Source organism: Bacillus sp. 123MFChir2 (genome assembly GCF_000383235.1).
Classification (GTDB): Bacteria; Bacillota; Bacilli; order Bacillales; family Bacillaceae_G; genus Bacillus_A.
The window spans coordinates 68,371-88,571 of the sequence record NZ_KB910934.1; the positions used below are offsets into that span (position 1 = coordinate 68,371).

The following is a 20,201-nucleotide window of genomic DNA, read 5'->3' on the forward strand; positions in this document are numbered from 1 at the left end:
AAAAAGGTGTTTTTTTCAATTTGTGTTTATATAAAATATAAAAAACATTATACAAATTCGAAAATACCACATTTTCTAATTTATCTACAGTAAATTTTGTTTTATAATAATATCGTTATGTTAAAATATTTAAAAGGAGAACACATGTGCATATCCAAAATCTATTTATTCAAACAAACTATGACTGTTTCACTTATGGACAATTAGAAGCAGAAGCGTCTAAGCTTCCAGCAAATATGCAGCAATTCTATATACATACGATTACAGCATTAAAGAGAGAATTGGCACCTAACGAATGCTTCTATCATTTATCGACAGGCGCATTTCGTCATACATCAATTGGCTTTTTATTCTTTACAGATAGACAAATTATTATGGGGGAACAACAAGGTTTAAGCGTGAAATGTCATACCATACACTACCGTGATTTTAAAAGTTGTATCGCTCGTACTGGTCATATTTTAGGGATAAAAACAAATGTAATTTATCTTGAAGACCCTCTTTCTCCTTTAGTAAAAGAAGAGTGTGTTACCCATATTCCAGACGAACAATTTCAGATCATATATGAATTTGTACAAGATAAAATTACAATGAATTAATTACTAATAACCAATGTTATTAGTAATTAAATTCTTCAAAAAGACTTGCTCATATTGGATATAAAAGCATAAAATATTAGACGCACACTATTGATGCTCATTGTTTTTTATCTCCTACAAAGGAGGAAATAACTTGGGGTTATTGGAAGGATATAATAATTTTAGCGGAACATTTTCTCCTCTAATTGTTCGTTCAATTCATTCTTATAGCCGGCGGTGGAAGCAAAGAGTTCATAAAAAACAGCGCTTAATTCTACGAACAAATAAAAGAAGACGGTATTATACGAAGAAAATTCCATGGTAAAAAGTCTCAAGTCAAAAACTTTCTATTCAAAAAACACCTAGGATTTCTTGTGAATTCCAAGAAACCCTAGGTGTTTTTTATATACCAGGGCAATAAATCCGCTGTAGCACTCACCCTATTTTATTCATAGAATTACAATAATAGACAAAAACAATCTTATGAAAAACGATTTCCGTCATCTCGATTCAACCAATTTAAAATCAAAATATAACTTTGATAGTGGACATGCCTCAGGAAAAATAGACCACATAAGATTCCCATTCCGATACAGCTATATAACAAACCAAATTTCAAGAAAATTTCAATGGTTGGTGGAAAAAGAGTCACTTTTTGCAAAATAAATAGTATAAGAAACAACATTAAAAATAATGGGAAATATTGAAATTCATATGGTGTACGTCTATTGTTTAATATTTTTCTTAAAAGAAATTGAAAGAATTCTGCAAACAAAAAGCAACTTAGAACTACAATAAGCGCTAGTGTCATCCCCATACACCTACCACCTTATTTTATGATATATTGATAAAATAACACGTCTTGCCACTCAGTGAACTTATAGTCAACTTCTCGAAAGCATACTACATATGTAAATCCCAGCTGTTCATGCAGTTTCACACTAATATCATTTCCGCTAATGTCTTTTCCTGTAAATCAAATGTAGCGGTTGTATGTATAACTGCATCATTATATATGTGTACAATACTTCTTACATCTTCTTTATCTGCATTGCGAATTTCCATTGCTCTGTCTCCCCTATTACAATTTCTTTATATAAACATCATTATTTTTTTGAAAACCGAGTTGTCCAAAAAACGATTCTATTCTTTCGTTTTTATCCATACATATTAATTGAATCTCCATCATGTGTTCACTTTTTACTATTTCTTCAAACGTATAATAAGCATTTGTTCCATACCCGTATCCTTCATAATCATGATGAATAAGAAGATACGATAATAGTACTTTCTCATGTTGCACAGTGTAGTCAATGATACCAATATATGTATCATCTGCTTTTATACAATATGCCACATCTCTAACTGGTAAATCATAAGAAGAAAACATTTCTTCTACTACTAGCTTTGTTTCGTCTGTTACTTTTTCAAACATTAACATATGTATGTCACTCCTTATTATTATTGTATCGGGCAGGACAAGTATTTATGAAAAAAACCTTAAGATAGTCATACTATCTTAAGGCTTCCTCTTTATACTAAGCTATAAGCGTGCTTTGTTTCTTCATGAAACGCATTTGTATCATATTTATGTTCAACAAAAATTTGGTGCCATACCATAAACGCAAGGACTGTCCAAATTTTACGGCTGTAATCGCCTTTATCTGCACAATGTGCTTCTAATAAGTCTAATACGTACTGCTTATCGATTAAATGCTCTGTTTTGCTTTCTTTAATGATATTTACCGCCCAATCATGCATTTCATCTTTTAACCAGTGACGGATAGGTACTGGGAAGCCTAACTTCTTACGATCTAATACGTGATCCGGTACAATACCGCGTACTGCTTCGCGTAAAATCGCTTTTGTTGTACCATTTGCAATCTTTAATTCTGTTGGAATTTTAGATGCAACATCAAATACTTCTTTATCTAAAAATGGTACACGAAGTTCTAACGAATGTGCCATTGTCATTTTATCAGCTTTTAATAAAATGTCGCCGCGCAGCCATGTGAACATATCAATGTATTGCATTTTACTTACATCGTCATAATTCTTGATATCATCATACAACGGCTTCGTAATATCCATGTAATTCACACGCTCATTGTAGTGCTTCATAAGCACTGCTTTTTCTTCTTCACGGAAGATTTTCGCATTTCCATAGTAACGCTCTTCAATCGGCGTGCATCCACGTTCTAAGAAGCTTTTCCCTTTGAATCCTTCTTTTAATGCACCACTTAACGCTTTTAATACACGTTTTCCTGGACTAGGGATGTAAGAGAACATTTTTAAAGAGTTTGGCTCACGATAAATGTTATATCCGCCAAATAATTCATCTGAACCTTCCCCAGAAAGAACAACTGTTACATGTTTACGCGCTTCTTTTGCAACGAAGTACAATGGTACAGCTGCTGGATCCGCTAACGGATCATCCATATGCCACATGATTTTTGGGAATTCATCCATAAATTCTTGTGGTGTTACGAACACGCTATAGTTTTTCACACCTAATTTTTCTGCTGTTTCTTTCGCTACGTCAACCTCACTAAAGCCACGACGTTCAAAACCAACAGAGAAAGTTAAAAGATTTGGATTCATTTCTTTGGCGATAGATGCGATAATCGATGAATCGATACCACCAGATAAGAATGATCCTACTGGTACATCACTGCGCATATGCATTTTTACGGAATCGTATAATACGTCACGAATTGCTTGAATATGCTCTTCTTTCGTCGCATCAGATGCATTGAAATATGGTTGCCAATAACGACGGACTTCCATCTCTTTTCCAAGTTCTTTTACGAAGTAATGCCCTGGCTCAATTTTGTTAATATCAACTGTTAACGTTTCAGGCTCTGGAGCATATTGATACGTAAAATAGTGTTGTAAAGAAGCTGGATTTACCCCTTTATCTTCCATCACATGTAAGATACTTTTCTTTTCAGATGCAAAAAATGTTGTATCCTCGTGCTGCGCAACGTAAAGTGGTTTAATACCGAAATGATCACGTGCACCGAAAAGCTTTTTCTCTTCGCGATCCCAAATCATAAATGCAAACATACCACGAAGGTAATCTACACATTTTTCTTTCATATGAGCATATAATGCAATGATTACTTCTGTATCAGATTGTGTCGCAAATGTTGCCCCTTTTTCAAGAAGCATTTCGCGAAGTTCTACATAGTTATAAATTTCACCATTAAAAATAATTACATAACGATCATTTTCATACGTTAACGGCTGATGTCCTGCTTCTAAGTCAATAATACTTAAACGGCGGAAGCCAAATTGTACATGTTCATCACGAAAGTACCCTTCATCGTCTGGACCGCGGTGAAAGATAATCGTATTCATATTTTCAAATTGATGTTTTTCTTCTTCCGAAAACCCTCTAGGGTTTTCACATAAACATCCTACAAAACCACACATACTTTCTTACCCTCTTTCGGTTTTCATTCTTTTTCTATACTACTTATATCAACCCTATTTATACTAGCATAATCATAGCAATATGGCGACAAAAAGTACATAAATCCATTTTGTTTTTTCAGCATTTTCATTACTGCTATGCAAAATAAAAAATAATTTATTCGTTTTTCCCCTTTCATTTGAAAAAAAGATGTTTCTTGTCATTTTTTTACCTTGCATTTACATATAAAACAATTCTATTCTTACCCTTCACCAATTTCCGATTTTTCCCTTAACAAAAAATCTATTTTCACACTTAGGCGTTTTTGTCATATGATATTTCAGATTTATCTTTAGGAGGAGAAATTATGAGTGATGAAAGAAAACCTTCACGTCCACAATTTCGAAGTTACTTAAAACAAATTGATGATTTCTTTGAACAAACTCCGCTTCGTGACGTTATTGCAGATATGAACCACTTTTTCCAAAAAGGAAACCGTCTAGTAACATTTCCCGTTGATTTATTTGAAGTAGAAGAGGACCTAATTATAAAAGCTGAACTTCCTGGTATCCAAAAAGAACAACTTCAAGTTGAAATACAAGGTGAATACTTAAAAATTGCCGTAAAAGAAGATATCTTAGGCGAAGAAGTAAACGAATCACCTAATTATTATCGGCGCGAACGCACAATGTCGGAAGCTTCTCGCGTTATCAAATTACCTTATCCAATTAACAAAAAACAAGCAAAGGCTTCGTATCAAAATGGCATATTAGAAATTCGTGCACCTAAACTACCGCAGCAACACGATATTTTATCGATTGAATAAGAAAAGGATGCTCATTCGCATCCTTTTCTTATTGTGTTAAACGTCTAATATCACGTAATATATCATCGTATGGTGTATTTTTCATACCATTATATTCCTTCATCACTTTCCCATTTTGATCCACTAAGTAAAACTTTGTACCATGTATAACTTGATCTTGATTTTCTGGTTTATCAACTAACGTTTTAAAATTGTCTTTCGCAAATTTTTCAATTTCATCTTGCGAATAACCCGTTAACAAATTCCAATTCTTCGTATCATCAGTAAATTTCTGCACAAATTCTTTTAGTTTTTCCGGCTTATCAATCTCTGGATCAACACTAAATGATACAAATTGAACATCTAGTTTTTCTTCTTTCGCTAACTTTTGCAACTTCGCCAAATTCGCTGTCATCGGCGGACAAATTGTTTGACAATTTGTAAATACAAGATCTGCTACCCACACTTTTCCTTTTAAATCTTTTGTACCAAATTTTTCGCCATTTTGATTTATGTATTGAAAACTTTGAACATCCCAATTTAACGGCTTGCGAAGTTTTGATCCTGAACCGCATCCGGCTAAGAGTAGTAAACAAAAGGCAGTAAGAAGCCCAATCCATTTTTGAAATCGCTTCATTCTAAAACACCCTTCTCTCCTTCAAAATATAACCACCCCTTCTTTCCCATACTAACAGAAGGTTCACTTTATTGTAACAAAGGTAAACACTATGAGAAAACCGTTTACATCACTTGTTCACTAAATCGTACTAATTTTTCCAGCGCTTCTTCTTTATGAAACGTGCTGAACCATCTATAATTTTCACCGTCTAAAATCCGATAATGTTGGCTAACAATGTTTTGTTGTAAACAAAAAGCTCCTCTTTTCTCAATTTCCTTCCACCATATTTGTCCACCCATCGTTTTTTCTTTTTTATATTCCATTTTATGGTGAGCAATTGTTTGAACAACTTCAAGAGCAGACCCTCCAAATGCAGACTGCAATACTTCACTGTTTTGAAACAAAGCACAAATCGCAACAACAGTCGTCCACGAGGGCAAAATGCGCTCTTTTTCAATTTGAACAAGCGTCTTTTTGGAAAGACCTAAAACCTCTGCCATTTCTTCTTGTGTATAATTATGTTCTGTTCGAACCAGCTTCATTTTTTTCGCAATTATTTGTACTACTTCGTCTTTATTCATTTGAACACCCCTTCTTACTATGTAAATCATATTAAATTGTATTTTTACACTTTTTTAATACTTAGTCAATTCCACTTACTTCTTTCGTGGTTTTACAAAGATTGGTGACGCTTTTCAATCGATATTCCCCGCATGTTAACTAAGTTTATCCAGTATAAAAAAGCTACTTGAATATAATCAAGTAGCTCTCTTCTATTCTGCAAAATATGAAAATCCAATTGCTCCAGCACCTGTATGTGTACTAATAACAGGTGTTGTAAAAAAGATTTCTGATTGTGTAAATCCACTAATTTTTTCAACTGCTTCTTTCATTTTCTGCGCCAAAGGCAATGCTTTTGCATGTGGAATCGCAACTGCTTTTACTGTTTTACCAGCTATATCCTCTTCAAATATTTTCATTAATGTTTTTACAATTTGTCCTTGGCTACGTACCTTAGCAATCGGATTGTAGACTCCGTCCTCAATACCAGCAATTGGCTTAATATTTAATAAAGATCCAATCATCGCTTTTCCTTTACCAATACGACCGCCTTTCACGAGGTTCTCTAACGTATCAACAACAACGAATAGACGTGTGTTTTTTCTAACTTCTTCAAGACGGTTTAATATTTCTTCTAAAGAGCGACCTTCTTGCACCATTCCCGCTGCTTCAATTACTTGATAAGCTAAAGCGTGACTAATAAATAAAGAATCCACTACTGTTACTTTTGTATCTGTCATCGTTGCTGCACTATTTGCCGTTGCAACTGATCCGCTTAATCCATTCGTTAAGTGAATTGAAAGAACTTGACTACCGTCCTCTCCTAAGCGATCATACAATTCTACAAATGAACCAACTGCTGGTTGCGATGTTTTAGGTAATACTTCTGATTTTTGCATTTCTTCAATAAACTCATCTGGTTGTAAATCTACACGATCTAAATAAGTTTGTCCGTTCACAGAAATTGATAATGGGATAACATGAATATCATATTTCTCAATCACATCTGGTGATAAATCCGCCGTTGAGTCTGTGACAATTTTAATTTTTTGCATGTTTTATTTCTTCCCTTTCCACTACGCTCTCCCTGTTATTATACTAGTATTCCGACTGCTTTCAACAGTTTAAGGTAATTTTCCGACAAAATTATTATTTTTATGTCTAAAAAAAACAGCAGAGCGCTGATGCTCTGCCGCAATTTTTTCTTATGCATTTTTTTCTAACGTATTTATTTCATATACATTTGAATAATCATTCCATTTTAAGCAACTCTGCAAATATTCTCGAAATGAGTACGAAAACCTTGGTTGTTTTTGTTTTTGAATTTTAGAAATAAAGAGCTGAAGACGCGACTGAATTTGAAACGCTAATGGGTGCTGTGTTTGTAACACTGGGATTTCAACCACCTTTACGCATTTTCCTGTTGGATGAGTGAAATAAAAACTCTTCATAATCACGATATCAATCCTCTTTTTTTTTTGATTTATAATGTTAGTATAAACCGACAAAGTCAAAAAGTTTGTCTAAATTTTGGAGGAGCTTTAATTTTTTTCTCCTTTATATTGTATGCGCTTACACTAATAGTATAACAAATAAATAAAAAAAGTGCCCGTCATAAAGAGGCACTTTTCGATGAAGATTGCAATTCTCGTTTTATCTTTCTTTTATATACAATTTTTGACATCGTAATACTTAATTCGTAAATTACTAACAGTGGAATTGCTACAGAGAAATCCGAAATAAAGTCAGGTGGTGTAATACAAACCGCAATCACAATTAATATAAAGTACGCATATCTTCTAATCTTTTGTAGTGCTACTGGATTTAAAATCCCAATGCTCGTTAAAAACATTGTTACAACAGGTAATTCAAAAATTACAGCAAATGGTACGGTCATGTTCATAACAAAAGAAAAATACTTGTCTGTTGTAAACATCGTTTGAAACATTTCATCACCAAGACTAACTAAAAACTTCAGTACAAATGGTAAAATAATAAAATATCCGAAACATAGTCCACCAATAAATAATATAAATAATCCTGGTACGTATAATAGCGTCATTTTTCGTTCATGCGGAAGCAACGCCGGCTTGACGAATAACCAAATCTGCAGGGCAGCGATTGGAATGGTACATACAATTGAAAACACAGCTGCAATTACAAAATAAATCCACAAAATATCGCTCGGCCCAAGAACTGTTAATTTCATATGTAAATCTTTCACAATAAAACTATAAATCTCCTTCGTAAAAGAAAATCCAATAATAAGGAAAAATATAAATGCCATCGCTGTAATAATAAGTCGTTTTCGCAACTCACCGAGATGATCTACTATGCTCATTTCGTGATCGTTCATATTCTCACCCATTTCTCTATTAACTGGAAAAAAGATGCAAGTCCCTCTTACATCTTTTTTCCTATCAAACAGACTCCATTTAATTTAACTAAAAACAGGAACTCCTTCCTACTGGTACATACTTCATTTTTTCTCATCTATATCATCATGCAAACCTTTTGCAGATCTTTTAAATTCTTTTAAGGTTTCTCCAAATGCTCGTCCAATTTCCGGTAATTTTTTTGGTCCAAAAATAATTAATGCTAAAATTAAAATTAAAATTAATCCTGGAAACCCAATATTCGGCATACTGCTCCCCCCTTATTTTCAATTAATTTTATTTTGTCAAAAAAGTTTGAAAACGTCAATGTATCCGCTGTCTTTTGTCAAAAAAATTTGAAAATACAATCCTTATACAATTTTCATTTCCTATTCCCCTTGTATATGATATGGTGAAAGAAACTACACTCTTCATTTTACCTATGGGAAAGAGGTCGAAATATGACTCAAAAAATGACACGAATGACTCAGTTTGTTAAAGAAGAAATCGCAAATGCAATTACACATGGCATCGGCGCCATTTTAAGTATTCCTGCGTTAATCATTTTAATTATTCATGCATCAAAGCATGGAACTGCATCAGCAATTGTAGGATTTACTGTATATGGTGTGAGCATGTTTTTACTGTATTTATGTTCAACACTATTGCATAGCATCCATCATCCAAAAGTGGAAAAATTATTCACCATTTTAGATCACTCTGCCATCTACTTATTAATCGCTGGCACATATACACCATTTTTACTTGTTACACTACGCGGGCCACTTGGCTGGACATTACTTGCGATCATTTGGACACTTGCAATTGCAGGAATCATTTTTAAAATCTTTTTTGTACGTCGCTTTATTAAACTATCAACTTTATTTTACGTCCTTATGGGATGGCTCATTATTGTTGCCATTAAGCCATTATATGAGAATTTAACAGGTAGCGGTTTCTCATTATTATTAATTGGCGGAATGTTATACTCTGTCGGTGCTATCTTCTTCCTATGGGAGAAGCTCCCATTTAACCATGCAATTTGGCACGTCTTTGTATTAGGCGGAAGTACGATGATGTTTTTCTGCGTTTTATTTTATGTATTACCTGTAGCATAAAGTGAAACTTCCATCAGTGGGGGTTTTACTACCCACGAATAGCGGGACAAAAAAGGTCTCAGCTTTCATATAAAAGCTGAGACCTTTTTTACTTATTTTTTCAACTGACTTGCAATAATATCTTGCGTATATTTCGTTAATTCTTTAATATCCATACTTTCATATTGTTCTGCAGTAATTGGTTTCGAAATTGTGACTGTTGCATGCGCCGACTTCATTCGATTACCGTTTGCTTCAAACATTTTATACGTTCCGTCCAATGTTACAGGTAAAATCGCTACACCTGCTTTTACAGCAAGATGGAAACTACCAGCCTTAAATTCTCCCATTTCACCACCCTTACTACGAGTACCTTCAGGGAAAATCACGATAGAGTGCCCTTGTTTTAACAGTTCAATCCCATTTTTAATGGCTTGTAACGATTGACGTCGGTCTTTACGATCCATAAATACACAATTCATCATTTCCATCCATGTTGAAACAAGTGGAAACTTTTTAATTTCTACTTTCGAAACAAAGCCAATTGGCTTATTTAAATATCCTAGTAAAACAGGAATATCCATATCACTTTGATGATTACTTACAACTAATACCGGCTTATCTTGTGGCACATTTTCGAGTCCATTCACTTGTATTGTTGATCCAACTACACGAATCATCTTCTTGCCAAACCAATTTGTTGTTTGATACACTAGCTGATCTTTTTCTTGTACTGGTAGTGTATGTATCTTTCGTTTTAAACGCCACATTCTTGGTGTAATACCAATTACAATTAAAATTAAGTATAAAATTTTTAAAAACGTCTGAATCATATAGAACCCCCACATATTGTCATTCCGTTCTTCATTATACTAGACAAACGAAGGAAAAAGAAGAAAAAATGTCCAAACGACAATTGTTTGGACATTTTTCATAATATACTAGATTAGAATTGTTTTGCTAACTCTTGTGCTTTTTCAATAGCACTTTCTTTAATTTCAGGTGCTTGCGCAGGATTTGCGCTCATACCTTCTACTGCGATATATTCGACATCCGTTACTCCCATAAAGCCTAGCATTGCTTTTAAGTGATTGCGTCCAAAATCCACTCCTGCATACGGGCCTTCAGAATACACACCGCCTGTCGCTTGGATATGAAGTGCTTTTTTGCCTTCTAACAAACCGATCGGACCATTTTCAGTATATTTAAATGTTTTTCCTGCAATTGATAGGTTATCTAAGTATGCTTTTACAACTGGTGGATAGCTTAAATTCCACATCGGTGTTACGAATACATATTTATCTGCATGCATAAATGTTTCTAAGTTTCCGTTCATAGCTGCAATTTTTTGTTGTTGGCTTTCACTTAATGTTTCAAAGCCTTCTCCTGCTCCAAGTTTCCCCCAAGCAGCAAGCACTTCACCATCAATTGCAGGTACGTTTGTATGGAATAAATCAATTGTTAAAATTTCATCTTGAGGATTCGCTTGTTTGTATACTTCAATAAATGCTTCTCCTACCGCCATACCGAATGATACTTCTGCTGGATTTGGATTTGCTGTAATAAATAATACTTTTGACATGTTCATTTCTCTCCCTTTTCTATAAATATCTTCAATTCGAGATTCTTAACAAAAAAGTAAATCACTTACCTTACGTAAGTAATAATACCTAATTAACGCTTTCCTGTCAATAAAAAAATAGTTGCTTTTTTTTAGTAAGTAAATAACCATATAGAAAAGGAGTTATCTCGCTTATGAACGAGATAACTCCTTTTCTATTACTGCCCTAATACATGCTTTACTTTCTCAGCCGGAATACTACTTCCGCCTCTTCCTTTTACATCTTCAATCATCATTGAGATAATCATATTTGGAGAATTTGCATCAAATGCTACAAACCATCCTAACTCTTTACCATCTGCTTCTTTTGATTCTTTTAATTCAGCTGTTCCTGTTTTTCCAGCAAGTGTAATGCCATCTAATTTCGCAATCTTACCTGTGCCTTCTGGATCATTCACAACTTTTATTAAAGAGTTTTTCAAAATATCGCCGTTCTCTTTGGATACCACTTTTTCTTTCCACGCTTTTATCAGTTTATCGTCTTTTAAAAGGTGCGGAGATGGAATATTTCCTTCATTCACAATTGGCGCATACGATAATGCAACATGAAGTGATGACATTAAAACTTGCCCTTGACCATATCCAGTATCAGCAAGTTGAATATCACCTTTTATACCGTCTTTTGCGATTTGCGACGTTGCAAATCCATATTCAATTGGTAACTTTTCACCTAGTCCAAATTTCTTCGCTTCTTCTGTAAATTTATCTTTACCAATTTTCAATGCTTCCTGCGCAAAATAAATGTTATCAGAATACATCATTGCTTTTTCAAAATCTACTGGATTTGCATCTTTAACACGCGTTACATAATAGTTACCCCAAGAAGAATCTTTTGCCCATTTTAAACCATCAATTTTAAGAGATTCTTTCGGATCGAGTGCTTTTGTTTCTAGACCAATTGCTCCTGTAATCGGTTTAAAAACAGAACCTGGTGCGTATACTTGCGTAAATCGATTTGTCATCGGCCTTTTCGGGTCATTATTCAAAGCCTCTCGCTCTGCTTTCGCTGACTCTCGCATCATAACATTCGGGTTGTATGATGGACTACTTACGAGCGCTAATGTTTCCCCTGTTTTCGGATGGACTGCTGCACTTGAACCTGCTTCATTCTTCATTTCTGCATAAATTTTTTGTTGCAAGTTCCCATCAATCGTTAATGTAATATTTTCTCCATCTTTTGCTTGTTTTTTCGCAAGCTCTTTTAATTCTTTTCCTTTTGCATCGGCAATATAAACACGTCCGCCTTTTTCACCGCGAAGTTTATCCTCAAAGACACTTTCAAGGCCTGTTCTTCCAATCGGCTCATCAGCCTTATATCCTTTTCCCTCTAATTTCTTCAAATCCTCTGCATTTACTTTTCCCATATAGCCAGTTAAATGAGCGGCAGCTTCTCCTAGAGGATATGTCCGAGCATTTACGGAGCTCGTTTTGACACCAGGCATAGAGATGTAATCATTTTCATTTGCACCTTCTGGTAAAGTAGAAAGTGGCACATAGTAACTTGGTTGTACCCACTTCGCTGTTAATTTTTTTTCGATATCTTCAACTGGCATTTGTAATAATTTCGCTAACGTTTCTTTCGTTTGCTGTGCCGATTCGCCTAACTTCCCAGGGACAACTCCAACTTCTGCCGCTTTCCCATTTGTCGCCAATCCGTTTCCATTCCTATCATAAATTTCACCACGCTTTGGCGAAAATGATTGAACAAGTACTTTATCATCTTGTTTCATAGTTGGAAAAATAAATGATGGATTCCAATCAACTTTCCAGACGTCCTTATCTCCGTCCTTTTCTTTCACAAGTTTTGCTTCATTTTCAAACGAAATCTTTCCACCGATTGTATCCATACTTACTTTAAACGGTACATTCGCACTATTTTTTTCATCTTTCTTATCTTCTTTTTTCGTTTCTGCTGCTACTTTTAAATTTTTCACTGCAATTCCTGTATAAACATTTTCATATTTCTTTACAAAATCTTCTTTTGTAATGGACTGCTTTGCCTCTTTCGATAACTGTTCATACATTTTATCAAACTTTTTTTCATTCCATGTTTTCACATATGTATCCATCGCTTGTTCTGGCTTCTCTTCTTTCCCACAGCCTACTACTAGTAGCAATGAAAAAACAAGAAGCATTCCCCATAACTTTTTCACAGTTTCTCCTCCTTTATTTCTCGAATCTATCATACTATAAAAATCCATTTTCACAAAATTAATCCAAAAAAAACGACGCAATATGCGCCGTTCTTTATATTATCATTATAACATTCAGAAATTTTTTATATAAGACTTTGTTTTTATTTGTTCTATGTAGGTGTTCCTTCTCCAACTCTTAGCATTATTGCGACCTTTTTACTGGGTATTACCTTTAATCAAAGTGTTGTATTGGCGCAAATCTACATTCAACAGTCATGTGAAGAACAGTATTTAGGGCGAGTATTTGCAACATGGACGTTACTCGCTGTTTTAGGCGGAGGAATAGGAGCTTATTTATCTGGACTACTACATGATATCTTTAACTTCAAAACAGCCTTTTTTGTAACAGGATTCTGTATGCTGCTTCCTCTCTGCATTACTTTACTAAAAAGATTTCATCGCCGCCAACAGCAAAAGAAGATTGGTATGTAACACACCAATCTTCTCTCTTCTTATTTCATTCTTCCATACACATGATAAGCATATGTATATGGATTTTTCTCATCTGTCACGCCTTGTGTTACAGATATTTCTTCCCACTCATTGTAATTTATTTCTGGGAAAAATGTGTCACCTTCAAATACCTCTTCAATTTTGGTAATATACAAGCGATCGGCAAAAGGAAGTACTTCTTTAAAAATTTCTGCACCGCCAATGACAAAAAGTTCTTCATTCATTTGCTCGTCCATCTTCTTCACATCATTGATAGAATGAATGACTTTACAGCCTTCCATTTCATAATTTGGATTACGAGTTAAAATGATATTCGTTCTGCCAGGTAACGGTCTGCCAATCGATTCAAACGTTTTTCTCCCCATTATAATCGGATGCCCCATCGTTACTTTTTTAAAATACGCCAAATCTGCTGGAAGATGCCAAGGTAATTGATTTTCTTTACCGATTAGTCGATTTTTATCCATTGCTACAAGTAATGAAATCATATATATACCCCCTAGTTTTATTTACACTGCTACTGGTGCTTTAATTACTGGATGTGGATCGTATCCTTCTAACACAAGATCATTCATTTCAAAATCAAAGATAGACTTCACATCTTGGTTTAACTTTAACACCGGGAATGGACGTGGTTCACGTGCTAATTGTTTTTCCACTTGTTCAAAATGGTTCGTGTAAATATGAGCATCACCAATTGTATGAACGAACTCCCCTACTTCTAAACCACACTCATGGGCAATTAAATGTGTTAATAAAGAATAACTCGCTATATTAAACGGAATACCAAGGAAAATATCACCACTGCGTTGATATAACTGACAAGATAATTTTCCGTCAGCCACATAAAACTGGAATAACGTATGACAAGGCGGCAGCGCCATACTTGGTATATCTTCTGGATTCCATGCAGACACAATAAGACGGCGGGAATCAGGATTTTTCTTAATCATCTCAATTACATCGTGCAATTGATCAAGCGTTTCCCCAGCAGTCGTTTTCCATGCACGCCACTGCTTCCCATACACATCACCTAAGTTACCGTAACTCTTTGCAAACTCATCATCTTCTAACACCTTTGTTTTAAACAATTCCATTTGTTCTTCATATTGCTTATTAAACTCTTCATCTTGCTGCGAACGAAGTCCAAAATCAGTCATATCTGGACCCGTATACACGTCGCTCTCTACCCAGTTCTTAAACGCCCATTCGTTCCAAATATTATTATTATGCTGCAACAAATAACGAATGTTCGTATCACCTTTCATAAACCAAAGAAGTTCGCTCGCTACTAAACGAAACGGCACACGTTTTGTCGTAAGTAACGGAAAACCTTGACTTAAATCAAAGCGCATTTGATACCCAAATACAGATACTGTTCCTGTACCAGTGCGGTCTTCTTTTCTCGTACCGTTTTCCATAACATGACGGCACATATTTAAATATTCATACTCTACGTGTTTCATCAAGTAACCTTCTTTCACAATTGCTTTATGTAATTCCTATATGGAGTTTATCATATATGCCTTTGAATTTCACATGACCTTTTAAAAAACTTCTTCTATATACAATACACACGTTAAAACTCAGTATTAAAAAAATTTTTCACCTTCAAAATCTGACATACTTTCGGCAATCTTTCTTCAAAAAAGAAAAGGAATTTCCTACCTGTTTCAAGAAGCTATAGTGTGGAATTAAATAAAAAATAAATCCACTTTGATTTTTTAACACATAAATTGCTGCTATGTAGAATACAGCATGCTCGCGACTGGCCGGCTTTTTTGTTTAAAACCTGGCATGTGGCAGGAATAGGCCCTGACCGCTCCTATACGCGCCCAAACGCTCTCACCCTCCCCTAAAAAGGTGGAGTATGTCAGTTTTTCAATTTGGATTTATAAATATGAATGGAGGTTTTACTATGCAAAAAACTGAAATGCCTCTTACAAGTAAATTACATACGACAATCCAAAACATGATGAGAGATTTAAACGTTCCTGGAGCGGCAGTGGCCATCGTAAAAAATGGAGAAGTAATATTCTCAGAAGGTTATGGGTACCGTGATACAAAAAATAAAAAAACAGTTACACCAAAAACATTATTTGCAATCGGTTCAGCAACAAAAGCATTTGGTACTTTTTCTTTAAGTTTACTTGCGCAGCAGCAAAAATTTAATTGGGATACACCTGTACAAACGTATATTCCAAATTTTTCACTTCATGACACGCTAGCAAGCGCACAAACAACAGCTCGCGATCTAGCCTCTCACCGCACCGGTGTCAGTCGCCACGATTTACTATGGCGCGCGGCTACCTTAAGTAGAAAAAATATCGTTGAAAATATTCGTCACTTAGAACTAGATGCACCGTTCCGCTCCACATTTTTATATAACAATTTAATGTATGCCACTATTAGCTCAATCGTCGAAAACATTACAAATGAAACATGGGAACAATATACAACAGAACATATTTTAAACCCACTTCAAATGGAACATACAAACTTCTCAGTTACCACTTCACAAAAATCAAATGACCATGCACTTCCTTACATCGAGAAAAATGGAAACATAACAGAAGTGCCTTTTTGCAATCTGAATACAATTGGTGCTGCTGGATGTATGAACTCTAATATAGAAGATATGGCAAAATGGGTATTACTTCATTTAAATAAAGGAAAAGTTGGTGAACATGAACTACTTGCACAAAATCTGCTTGAGCAAATGTATACACCGCATATCCCGATTCCAGATGCACCAATGTTCACTATGCCAGAAACTCCAGTAAACAGTTACGGTCTTGGCTGGTTTATTACTGCCTATCGCGGCCATAAGGAAATCTATCACGGAGGGAATATCGATGGATTCTCAGCATTTGTCTCCTTTATGCCAGAACATAATATCGGTCTTGTCGTATTAACGAACCGTGGTAACACATTACTCCCTCCATATCTTGCACATCAAATTTATAATGAATTGCTCGGATTAGAACCAATTGATTGGCACAACCGTGCGATAGAAGATACAGAAAAATTTAACGACATGATGAAAGAAATGAACAAACCATTACCTCAAGTAAAGGATACTGTTCTTTCTCATCCGTTAAAAGATTATACAGGAACGTTCGAACACCCTGCTTACGGCACAATTGAAGTGAACAAACGAAATGAATCATTATATTTAAAATTCGCTTCATTCGACATTGAAATGAACCATCACCACTACGATATGTTCAACACGAAATGGAATGTTTTCCAAACGGAAATGGACATATTAATTTCTTATGAAATGAATCCAGTAGGCGAACTGCACGAACTGAAAGTACACCTCCCAGCAACGTTAAGCACAAAACCGCTTCTGTTTACGAAAACTGAAAAATAGAGTTTTTATTAGTCAAGAAAACGCAGGGTCTTCGAAATCCTGCGTTTTTTAATACTTTTCTTCTTTCATATATACACCCGCTAATCAATATCAATTGTCCTATATTATTTACTTACTTTTATTTCCTTCGCAAACCATAGGTTAACACTTTCGAAAAACTTTGCACCGTTTTTAATCATACCCAAAGCATCATCTACAAAATTTTTATCCAGATAATATCTTTCAGCACATTCCACGTATTATCTCGCCAATAATACCCTTCATTTGATGAACTCCTAAATCGGTATTTGTCATAATAACCACACCAGTTCCTAAATATGGATAAGCTACAAGCATACATTGAAATCCAACTCCCCAACCAAGTGAAGAAAATTCAATTTCTTGTTCTGTACCATCAAGAAAAACACCTAAGCCCGCCCATTCTTTACACCCTTGTGAAGTAATGAGTTCTGTTGCCTTATTTTCAGAAAGACCTATTTTACTTTTACCTTTTAACGAATTCATGACTTCAATTACCAAAATAGCTAAATCTGTTGGTGTTGTCCAAAGTCCAGCAGCTGCTGGATATGGATAAATTGGATATTCGCTCGAAACGACTTCCCCTTTTTTATTATGACCACAAGAAAATCGCCCGCTACTTCCTGTTAATGCTGTTAGTCCAAATGTACTGTTTTTCATATGTAACGGTTCAAATATAAGCTCGTCTATTAACACCTCAAAAGGTTTACCACAAACATCTTCTATTACTTGCTGTATGATACAAAAACCTGCATCGGAATATTGAAAGTCGCTTTCTGGTTCATATTTCACTTCAATGCGTTCTTTACAATATGGGGTTTTTCCTTCTAATAATTCAACCATTGTAGGTTCGCCTAGAGTGGAATTATATTCGTAAAAACTCCCTTCAGGATCGATAATTCCAGATTGATGGCTAAGTAATGTTCGTAACGTAACTTTTTTATTTTGCGTATATTCATTTTCAAGAAGCATCCAAGATATAAGTCTATCATTTATATCCTCATCTAAATAAAGGATTCCTTGTTCGGTTAACTTTAAAACTAGCATTGCTGTTAAAAACTTACTAATCGAACAAGCATTAAAAATAGAATTACTGTTTACACTTCTATTCGTTCCCGCTTTCATGACACCAAATTCTTTTGTCATATGTACTTCACCATTTTCAATGAAAGCAATGCTTAAACCTGATACATTATAGTGCTCCATACGCTCAGAAATATTTATACTCCTGAATTCCACACCAAAACACCTCCATATTATTCCATGTAAATTTCAATAAAAGAATATATGTTCGTAAATCGTTTTTATCCTATCTTAGGTAATTAAATGGCAGAATATTAACGATGTTGCGGGTCCTTATGTAAAATATTTTGCTATAGGTGCAGTGTGTCTTGCTGTTTTCTATTTTATTGTAAAGACATTAATGAAAAAACGTGGTTAGTAATGTATTATTAATGATGGGAACATCTCAATTATTTAGTGGAACTAGATTATTCTCTCTTCTATTTGTCTCGTTTCGCAGTATATTCATTCATCAAAAACAGAACAGCTAATTTATGAATATTAGCTGTTCTGTCCTTGGTCAGTTTTTATTTGATGCATTTATTTGTATTTAAAATTCAATATGATGAATACCAGGTTCAAACGTTTTCTCCAACATACTCCCCTTACTCCCTTTTCCACTTCACATTATTGTGAATGTACAACACTTACAATTTCTTCTGGCTCATTGACAATGTAATTCGGAGATTCAGCCTGTACTGTTTCTATCACATCATATCCCCAGCTTACCCAAATAACTTCTACACCAACTTTTTTACAAGAGACAATGTCTCGAAGTTCGTCTCCTACGTATATCACATCGGAATTTTTTAGTTTCTTTTCTTTTAGAAATTTCTTTATCATTTTATCTTTTCCGAATATATTATGGGAACAAAAAACATCATGAATATAATCAATTTCATTCTGACGTAAAAATTCCCGAATATGCTCCTCAGCGTTCGATGATACAATGATAATTTCATAACCGCTCTCTTTCAACGTCTGCAAAACATCTCTAATTCCATCAAACAAAGAAAGACTTTGAATCGATGGCTGATATAATTTATAGAACTCTAATGCGATCATAGGGATTTTATAGAGGGGTACGTGAAGCAATTTACATCTCTCTGGAATTGATAACTTCCGCAATGCTTCAACATCCTCTTCTTTTACCTGTTTAAAACGGTGTTTCTCTGCTATTTCATTGAAAATAGGGATAAAAATATCTTTAGAATCTACTAAAGTACCGTCAAAATCAAACATAACATATTTACTCATTACCAATGCTCCTTGCTATCATTTTCTTTATTCTTAAGAATTCTCTTTCAATATGGATATAACCTTTTATTTACAAAAAAAGAACAAGGCATCTCTCCTTGTTCTCCTTTTCCTATGACAGCCATTGCGGCGGTGTATTTGTATTCCAATAAATATCACCAAGCTCATGATGTGCTGTAAAGTTATCATCATAACGATGGTAATGAAAATTAAAATAATGACCATCTTGCGGGGGGTGATCTCGTCTTACGTGAAAACGGAGTAAATCATCACCAGTTTTTGTATCATAAACATGAAAAATCTTTTCATGTTTCCCGCCGGCTGGTTTTTGTGAAATTGCCAAAGACTGTAACGATTCTTCTGATGTATAATTCGCAAGATCTGCAAGTGCTTCTTCTATTTTCGGCAATATCACATCTTTAAACTCATCTTCAATTATTGGGCCAATTTTCGATCCGAATTTCTCCATCGATTGCCGCTCAGCTTCTTGCATCGCATAAGTAAGAAATACTTCTGAACCTATTTCATTTGACTTTTCATCCAGTGTATACGAGGGTTGCTCTAGATTTTGTTGTTTTGCAGGCTTGTCCGCTTTTGCAGTATCAAGCAGTACAGAAGGAGGTGTTACTAATCCAAATGTAAATACAGTAATTAACGCGACGAGTGTCTTTTTCATCCAATTTGGCATGTTGTATCCCTCCCTTTCTTTTTATATTTTTATGACTATTTCTTCTATTATACAAAATGATGCCAATTTTTGCACTTTACA

24 protein-coding genes and 1 pseudogene are annotated in these 20,201 nt (G+C 34.7%); 7 read left to right on the forward strand and 18 right to left on the reverse strand.

What is annotated here, in order from left to right; all coding sequences use genetic code 11:
* Positions 1-146: 146 nt before the first annotated feature.
* Positions 147-599: a hypothetical protein gene (locus H280_RS0108480; protein WP_020060694.1), complete on the forward strand. Its 453-nt coding sequence runs from the start codon at positions 147-149 to the stop codon at positions 597-599.
* A 133-nt stretch (positions 600-732) separates the two neighbouring features.
* Complete coding sequence (locus tag H280_RS25665) at positions 733-903, forward strand: hypothetical protein (RefSeq protein ID WP_020060695.1); 171 nt, start codon at positions 733-735, stop codon at positions 901-903.
* Between the two features lie 156 nt (positions 904-1,059).
* Here H280_RS25665 and H280_RS0108490 read toward each other — a convergent pair whose 3' ends face one another.
* The 4 genes from H280_RS0108490 to asnB all read right to left on the reverse strand — a co-directional run bounded on the left by H280_RS0108490 (position 1,060) and on the right by asnB (position 4,013).
* Entirely contained in the window at positions 1,060-1,389 is a 330-nt protein-coding gene (locus tag H280_RS0108490; protein WP_028411165.1) for a hypothetical protein, read from the reverse strand.
* 125 nt (positions 1,390-1,514) lie between these two features.
* On the reverse strand, positions 1,515-1,643 hold the full coding sequence (locus tag H280_RS26735; RefSeq protein WP_020060697.1) for a GNAT family N-acetyltransferase: 129 nt from the start codon (positions 1,641-1,643) through the stop codon (positions 1,515-1,517).
* A gap of 16 nt (positions 1,644-1,659) precedes the next feature.
* The gene (locus H280_RS0108500) at positions 1,660-2,019 is read right to left on the reverse strand and encodes a GNAT family N-acetyltransferase (protein ID WP_020060698.1); all 360 of its coding nucleotides are present in this window, start codon (positions 2,017-2,019) and stop codon (positions 1,660-1,662) included.
* A gap of 92 nt (positions 2,020-2,111) precedes the next feature.
* Positions 2,112-4,013: an asparagine synthase (glutamine-hydrolyzing) gene (asnB, locus tag H280_RS0108505; RefSeq protein WP_020060699.1), complete on the reverse strand. Its 1,902-nt coding sequence runs from the start codon at positions 4,011-4,013 to the stop codon at positions 2,112-2,114.
* Positions 4,014-4,360: 347 nt separating this feature from the next.
* Here asnB and H280_RS0108515 point away from each other — a divergent pair, with 347 nt between their 5' ends.
* Positions 4,361-4,819 (forward strand): Hsp20/alpha crystallin family protein, encoded by a 459-nt coding sequence (locus H280_RS0108515; protein WP_020060701.1) that lies wholly within the window; start codon positions 4,361-4,363, stop codon positions 4,817-4,819.
* Positions 4,820-4,847: 28 nt separating this feature from the next.
* On the opposite strand, the gene H280_RS0108520 is transcribed toward H280_RS0108515, so the two are convergent.
* From H280_RS0108520 to tatA, 6 genes are all read right to left on the reverse strand, one after another.
* A complete protein-coding gene (locus H280_RS0108520) occupies positions 4,848-5,435 on the reverse strand; it encodes an SCO family protein (RefSeq protein ID WP_020060702.1) in 588 nt (195 codons plus the stop codon).
* A gap of 104 nt (positions 5,436-5,539) precedes the next feature.
* Positions 5,540-5,998, reverse strand: coding sequence for a helix-turn-helix transcriptional regulator (locus H280_RS0108525; RefSeq protein ID WP_020060703.1), 459 nt, complete (start codon positions 5,996-5,998; stop codon positions 5,540-5,542).
* 192 nt (positions 5,999-6,190) lie between these two features.
* Positions 6,191-7,033, reverse strand: coding sequence for a DegV family protein (locus tag H280_RS0108530; RefSeq protein WP_020060704.1), 843 nt, complete (start codon positions 7,031-7,033; stop codon positions 6,191-6,193).
* A gap of 150 nt (positions 7,034-7,183) precedes the next feature.
* Complete coding sequence (locus H280_RS0108535; protein WP_020060705.1) at positions 7,184-7,435, reverse strand: DUF2535 family protein; 252 nt, start codon at positions 7,433-7,435, stop codon at positions 7,184-7,186.
* Between the two features lie 155 nt (positions 7,436-7,590).
* Entirely contained in the window at positions 7,591-8,346 is a 756-nt protein-coding gene (gene tatC, locus H280_RS0108540) for a twin-arginine translocase subunit TatC (protein ID WP_020060706.1), read from the reverse strand.
* 111 nt (positions 8,347-8,457) lie between these two features.
* Positions 8,458-8,622, reverse strand: coding sequence for a twin-arginine translocase TatA/TatE family subunit (gene tatA, locus H280_RS0108545; RefSeq protein ID WP_020060707.1), 165 nt, complete (start codon positions 8,620-8,622; stop codon positions 8,458-8,460).
* Positions 8,623-8,814: 192 nt separating this feature from the next.
* On the opposite strand from tatA, the gene trhA reads away from it, so the two are divergent.
* Positions 8,815-9,471, forward strand: a complete 657-nt coding sequence (trhA, locus tag H280_RS0108550; RefSeq protein WP_020060708.1) for a PAQR family membrane homeostasis protein TrhA — start codon at positions 8,815-8,817, stop codon at positions 9,469-9,471.
* Positions 9,472-9,563: 92 nt separating this feature from the next.
* Here the strand turns inward: trhA and H280_RS0108555 are convergent, their stop codons facing one another.
* The 3 genes from H280_RS0108555 to H280_RS0108565 form a co-directional block, all read right to left on the reverse strand.
* On the reverse strand, positions 9,564-10,283 hold the full coding sequence (locus H280_RS0108555) for a lysophospholipid acyltransferase family protein (protein ID WP_020060709.1): 720 nt from the start codon (positions 10,281-10,283) through the stop codon (positions 9,564-9,566).
* 113 nt (positions 10,284-10,396) lie between these two features.
* Positions 10,397-11,032 carry an FMN-dependent NADH-azoreductase gene (locus tag H280_RS0108560; protein WP_020060710.1) on the reverse strand — a complete coding sequence of 212 codons (636 nt, stop codon included), beginning with the start codon at positions 11,030-11,032 and terminating at the stop codon, positions 10,397-10,399.
* 197 nt (positions 11,033-11,229) lie between these two features.
* Positions 11,230-13,224: a penicillin-binding transpeptidase domain-containing protein gene (locus H280_RS0108565; protein WP_020060711.1), complete on the reverse strand. Its 1,995-nt coding sequence runs from the start codon at positions 13,222-13,224 to the stop codon at positions 11,230-11,232.
* A gap of 147 nt (positions 13,225-13,371) precedes the next feature.
* Between H280_RS0108565 and H280_RS0108570 the strand changes: the two genes are divergently transcribed.
* Positions 13,372-13,698 carry an MFS transporter gene (locus tag H280_RS0108570; protein WP_020060712.1) on the forward strand — a complete coding sequence of 109 codons (327 nt, stop codon included), beginning with the start codon at positions 13,372-13,374 and terminating at the stop codon, positions 13,696-13,698.
* A 20-nt stretch (positions 13,699-13,718) separates the two neighbouring features.
* Here the strand turns inward: H280_RS0108570 and H280_RS0108575 are convergent, their stop codons facing one another.
* The gene (locus H280_RS0108575) at positions 13,719-14,207 is read right to left on the reverse strand and encodes a dihydrofolate reductase (protein WP_020060713.1); all 489 of its coding nucleotides are present in this window, start codon (positions 14,205-14,207) and stop codon (positions 13,719-13,721) included.
* Positions 14,208-14,228: 21 nt separating this feature from the next.
* A complete protein-coding gene (locus H280_RS0108580) occupies positions 14,229-15,185 on the reverse strand; it encodes a thymidylate synthase (RefSeq protein ID WP_020060714.1) in 957 nt (318 codons plus the stop codon).
* Between the two features lie 452 nt (positions 15,186-15,637).
* Between H280_RS0108580 and H280_RS0108585 the strand changes: the two genes are divergently transcribed.
* Entirely contained in the window at positions 15,638-17,095 is a 1,458-nt protein-coding gene (locus tag H280_RS0108585) for a serine hydrolase (RefSeq protein ID WP_020060715.1), read from the forward strand.
* A 222-nt stretch (positions 17,096-17,317) separates the two neighbouring features.
* On the opposite strand, the gene H280_RS0108595 is transcribed toward H280_RS0108585, so the two are convergent.
* A complete protein-coding gene (locus tag H280_RS0108595; protein ID WP_020060717.1) occupies positions 17,318-18,352 on the reverse strand; it encodes a serine hydrolase domain-containing protein in 1,035 nt (344 codons plus the stop codon).
* A gap of 88 nt (positions 18,353-18,440) precedes the next feature.
* Here H280_RS0108595 and H280_RS26385 point away from each other — a divergent pair.
* Positions 18,441-18,554, forward strand: a pseudogene (locus H280_RS26385) (DedA family protein); the annotation flags it as partial.
* 248 nt (positions 18,555-18,802) lie between these two features.
* Here H280_RS26385 and H280_RS0108600 read toward each other — a convergent pair.
* Both H280_RS0108600 and H280_RS0108605 read right to left on the reverse strand, forming a co-directional pair.
* Entirely contained in the window at positions 18,803-19,432 is a 630-nt protein-coding gene (locus H280_RS0108600) for an HAD-IIIA family hydrolase (protein ID WP_020060718.1), read from the reverse strand.
* 112 nt (positions 19,433-19,544) lie between these two features.
* Positions 19,545-20,120, reverse strand: coding sequence for a YpjP family protein (locus H280_RS0108605; RefSeq protein ID WP_020060719.1), 576 nt, complete (start codon positions 20,118-20,120; stop codon positions 19,545-19,547).
* Positions 20,121-20,201 lie beyond the last annotated feature (81 nt).

Bases quoted from the DNA above. Each gene is read 5' to 3' on its own strand.
- H280_RS0108490 (WP_028411165.1), bottom strand. From the start codon at position 1,389: ATGACACTAGCGCTTATTGTAGTTCTAAGTTGCTTTTTGTTTGCAGAA.
- H280_RS26735 (WP_020060697.1), bottom strand. From the start codon at position 1,643: ATGGAAATTCGCAATGCAGATAAAGAAGATGTAAGAAGTATTGTACAC.
- H280_RS0108500 (WP_020060698.1), bottom strand. From the start codon at position 2,019: ATGTTAATGTTTGAAAAAGTAACAGACGAAACAAAGCTAGTAGTAGAA.
- asnB (WP_020060699.1), bottom strand. From the start codon at position 4,013: ATGTGTGGTTTTGTAGGATGTTTATGTGAAAACCCTAGAGGGTTTTCG.
- H280_RS0108515 (WP_020060701.1), top strand. From the start codon at position 4,361: ATGAGTGATGAAAGAAAACCTTCACGTCCACAATTTCGAAGTTACTTA.
- H280_RS0108520 (WP_020060702.1), bottom strand. From the start codon at position 5,435: ATGAAGCGATTTCAAAAATGGATTGGGCTTCTTACTGCCTTTTGTTTA.
- H280_RS0108525 (WP_020060703.1), bottom strand. From the start codon at position 5,998: ATGAATAAAGACGAAGTAGTACAAATAATTGCGAAAAAAATGAAGCTG.
- H280_RS0108530 (WP_020060704.1), bottom strand. From the start codon at position 7,033: ATGCAAAAAATTAAAATTGTCACAGACTCAACGGCGGATTTATCACCA.
- tatC (WP_020060706.1), bottom strand. From the start codon at position 8,346: ATGGGTGAGAATATGAACGATCACGAAATGAGCATAGTAGATCATCTC.
- tatA (WP_020060707.1), bottom strand. From the start codon at position 8,622: ATGCCGAATATTGGGTTTCCAGGATTAATTTTAATTTTAATTTTAGCA.
- trhA (WP_020060708.1), top strand. From the start codon at position 8,815: ATGACTCAAAAAATGACACGAATGACTCAGTTTGTTAAAGAAGAAATC.
- H280_RS0108555 (WP_020060709.1), bottom strand. From the start codon at position 10,283: ATGATTCAGACGTTTTTAAAAATTTTATACTTAATTTTAATTGTAATT.
- H280_RS0108560 (WP_020060710.1), bottom strand. From the start codon at position 11,032: ATGTCAAAAGTATTATTTATTACAGCAAATCCAAATCCAGCAGAAGTA.
- H280_RS0108575 (WP_020060713.1), bottom strand. From the start codon at position 14,207: ATGATTTCATTACTTGTAGCAATGGATAAAAATCGACTAATCGGTAAA.
- H280_RS0108580 (WP_020060714.1), bottom strand. From the start codon at position 15,185: ATGAAACACGTAGAGTATGAATATTTAAATATGTGCCGTCATGTTATG.
- H280_RS0108585 (WP_020060715.1), top strand. From the start codon at position 15,638: ATGCAAAAAACTGAAATGCCTCTTACAAGTAAATTACATACGACAATC.
- H280_RS0108600 (WP_020060718.1), bottom strand. From the start codon at position 19,432: ATGAGTAAATATGTTATGTTTGATTTTGACGGTACTTTAGTAGATTCT.
- H280_RS0108605 (WP_020060719.1), bottom strand. From the start codon at position 20,120: ATGCCAAATTGGATGAAAAAGACACTCGTCGCGTTAATTACTGTATTT.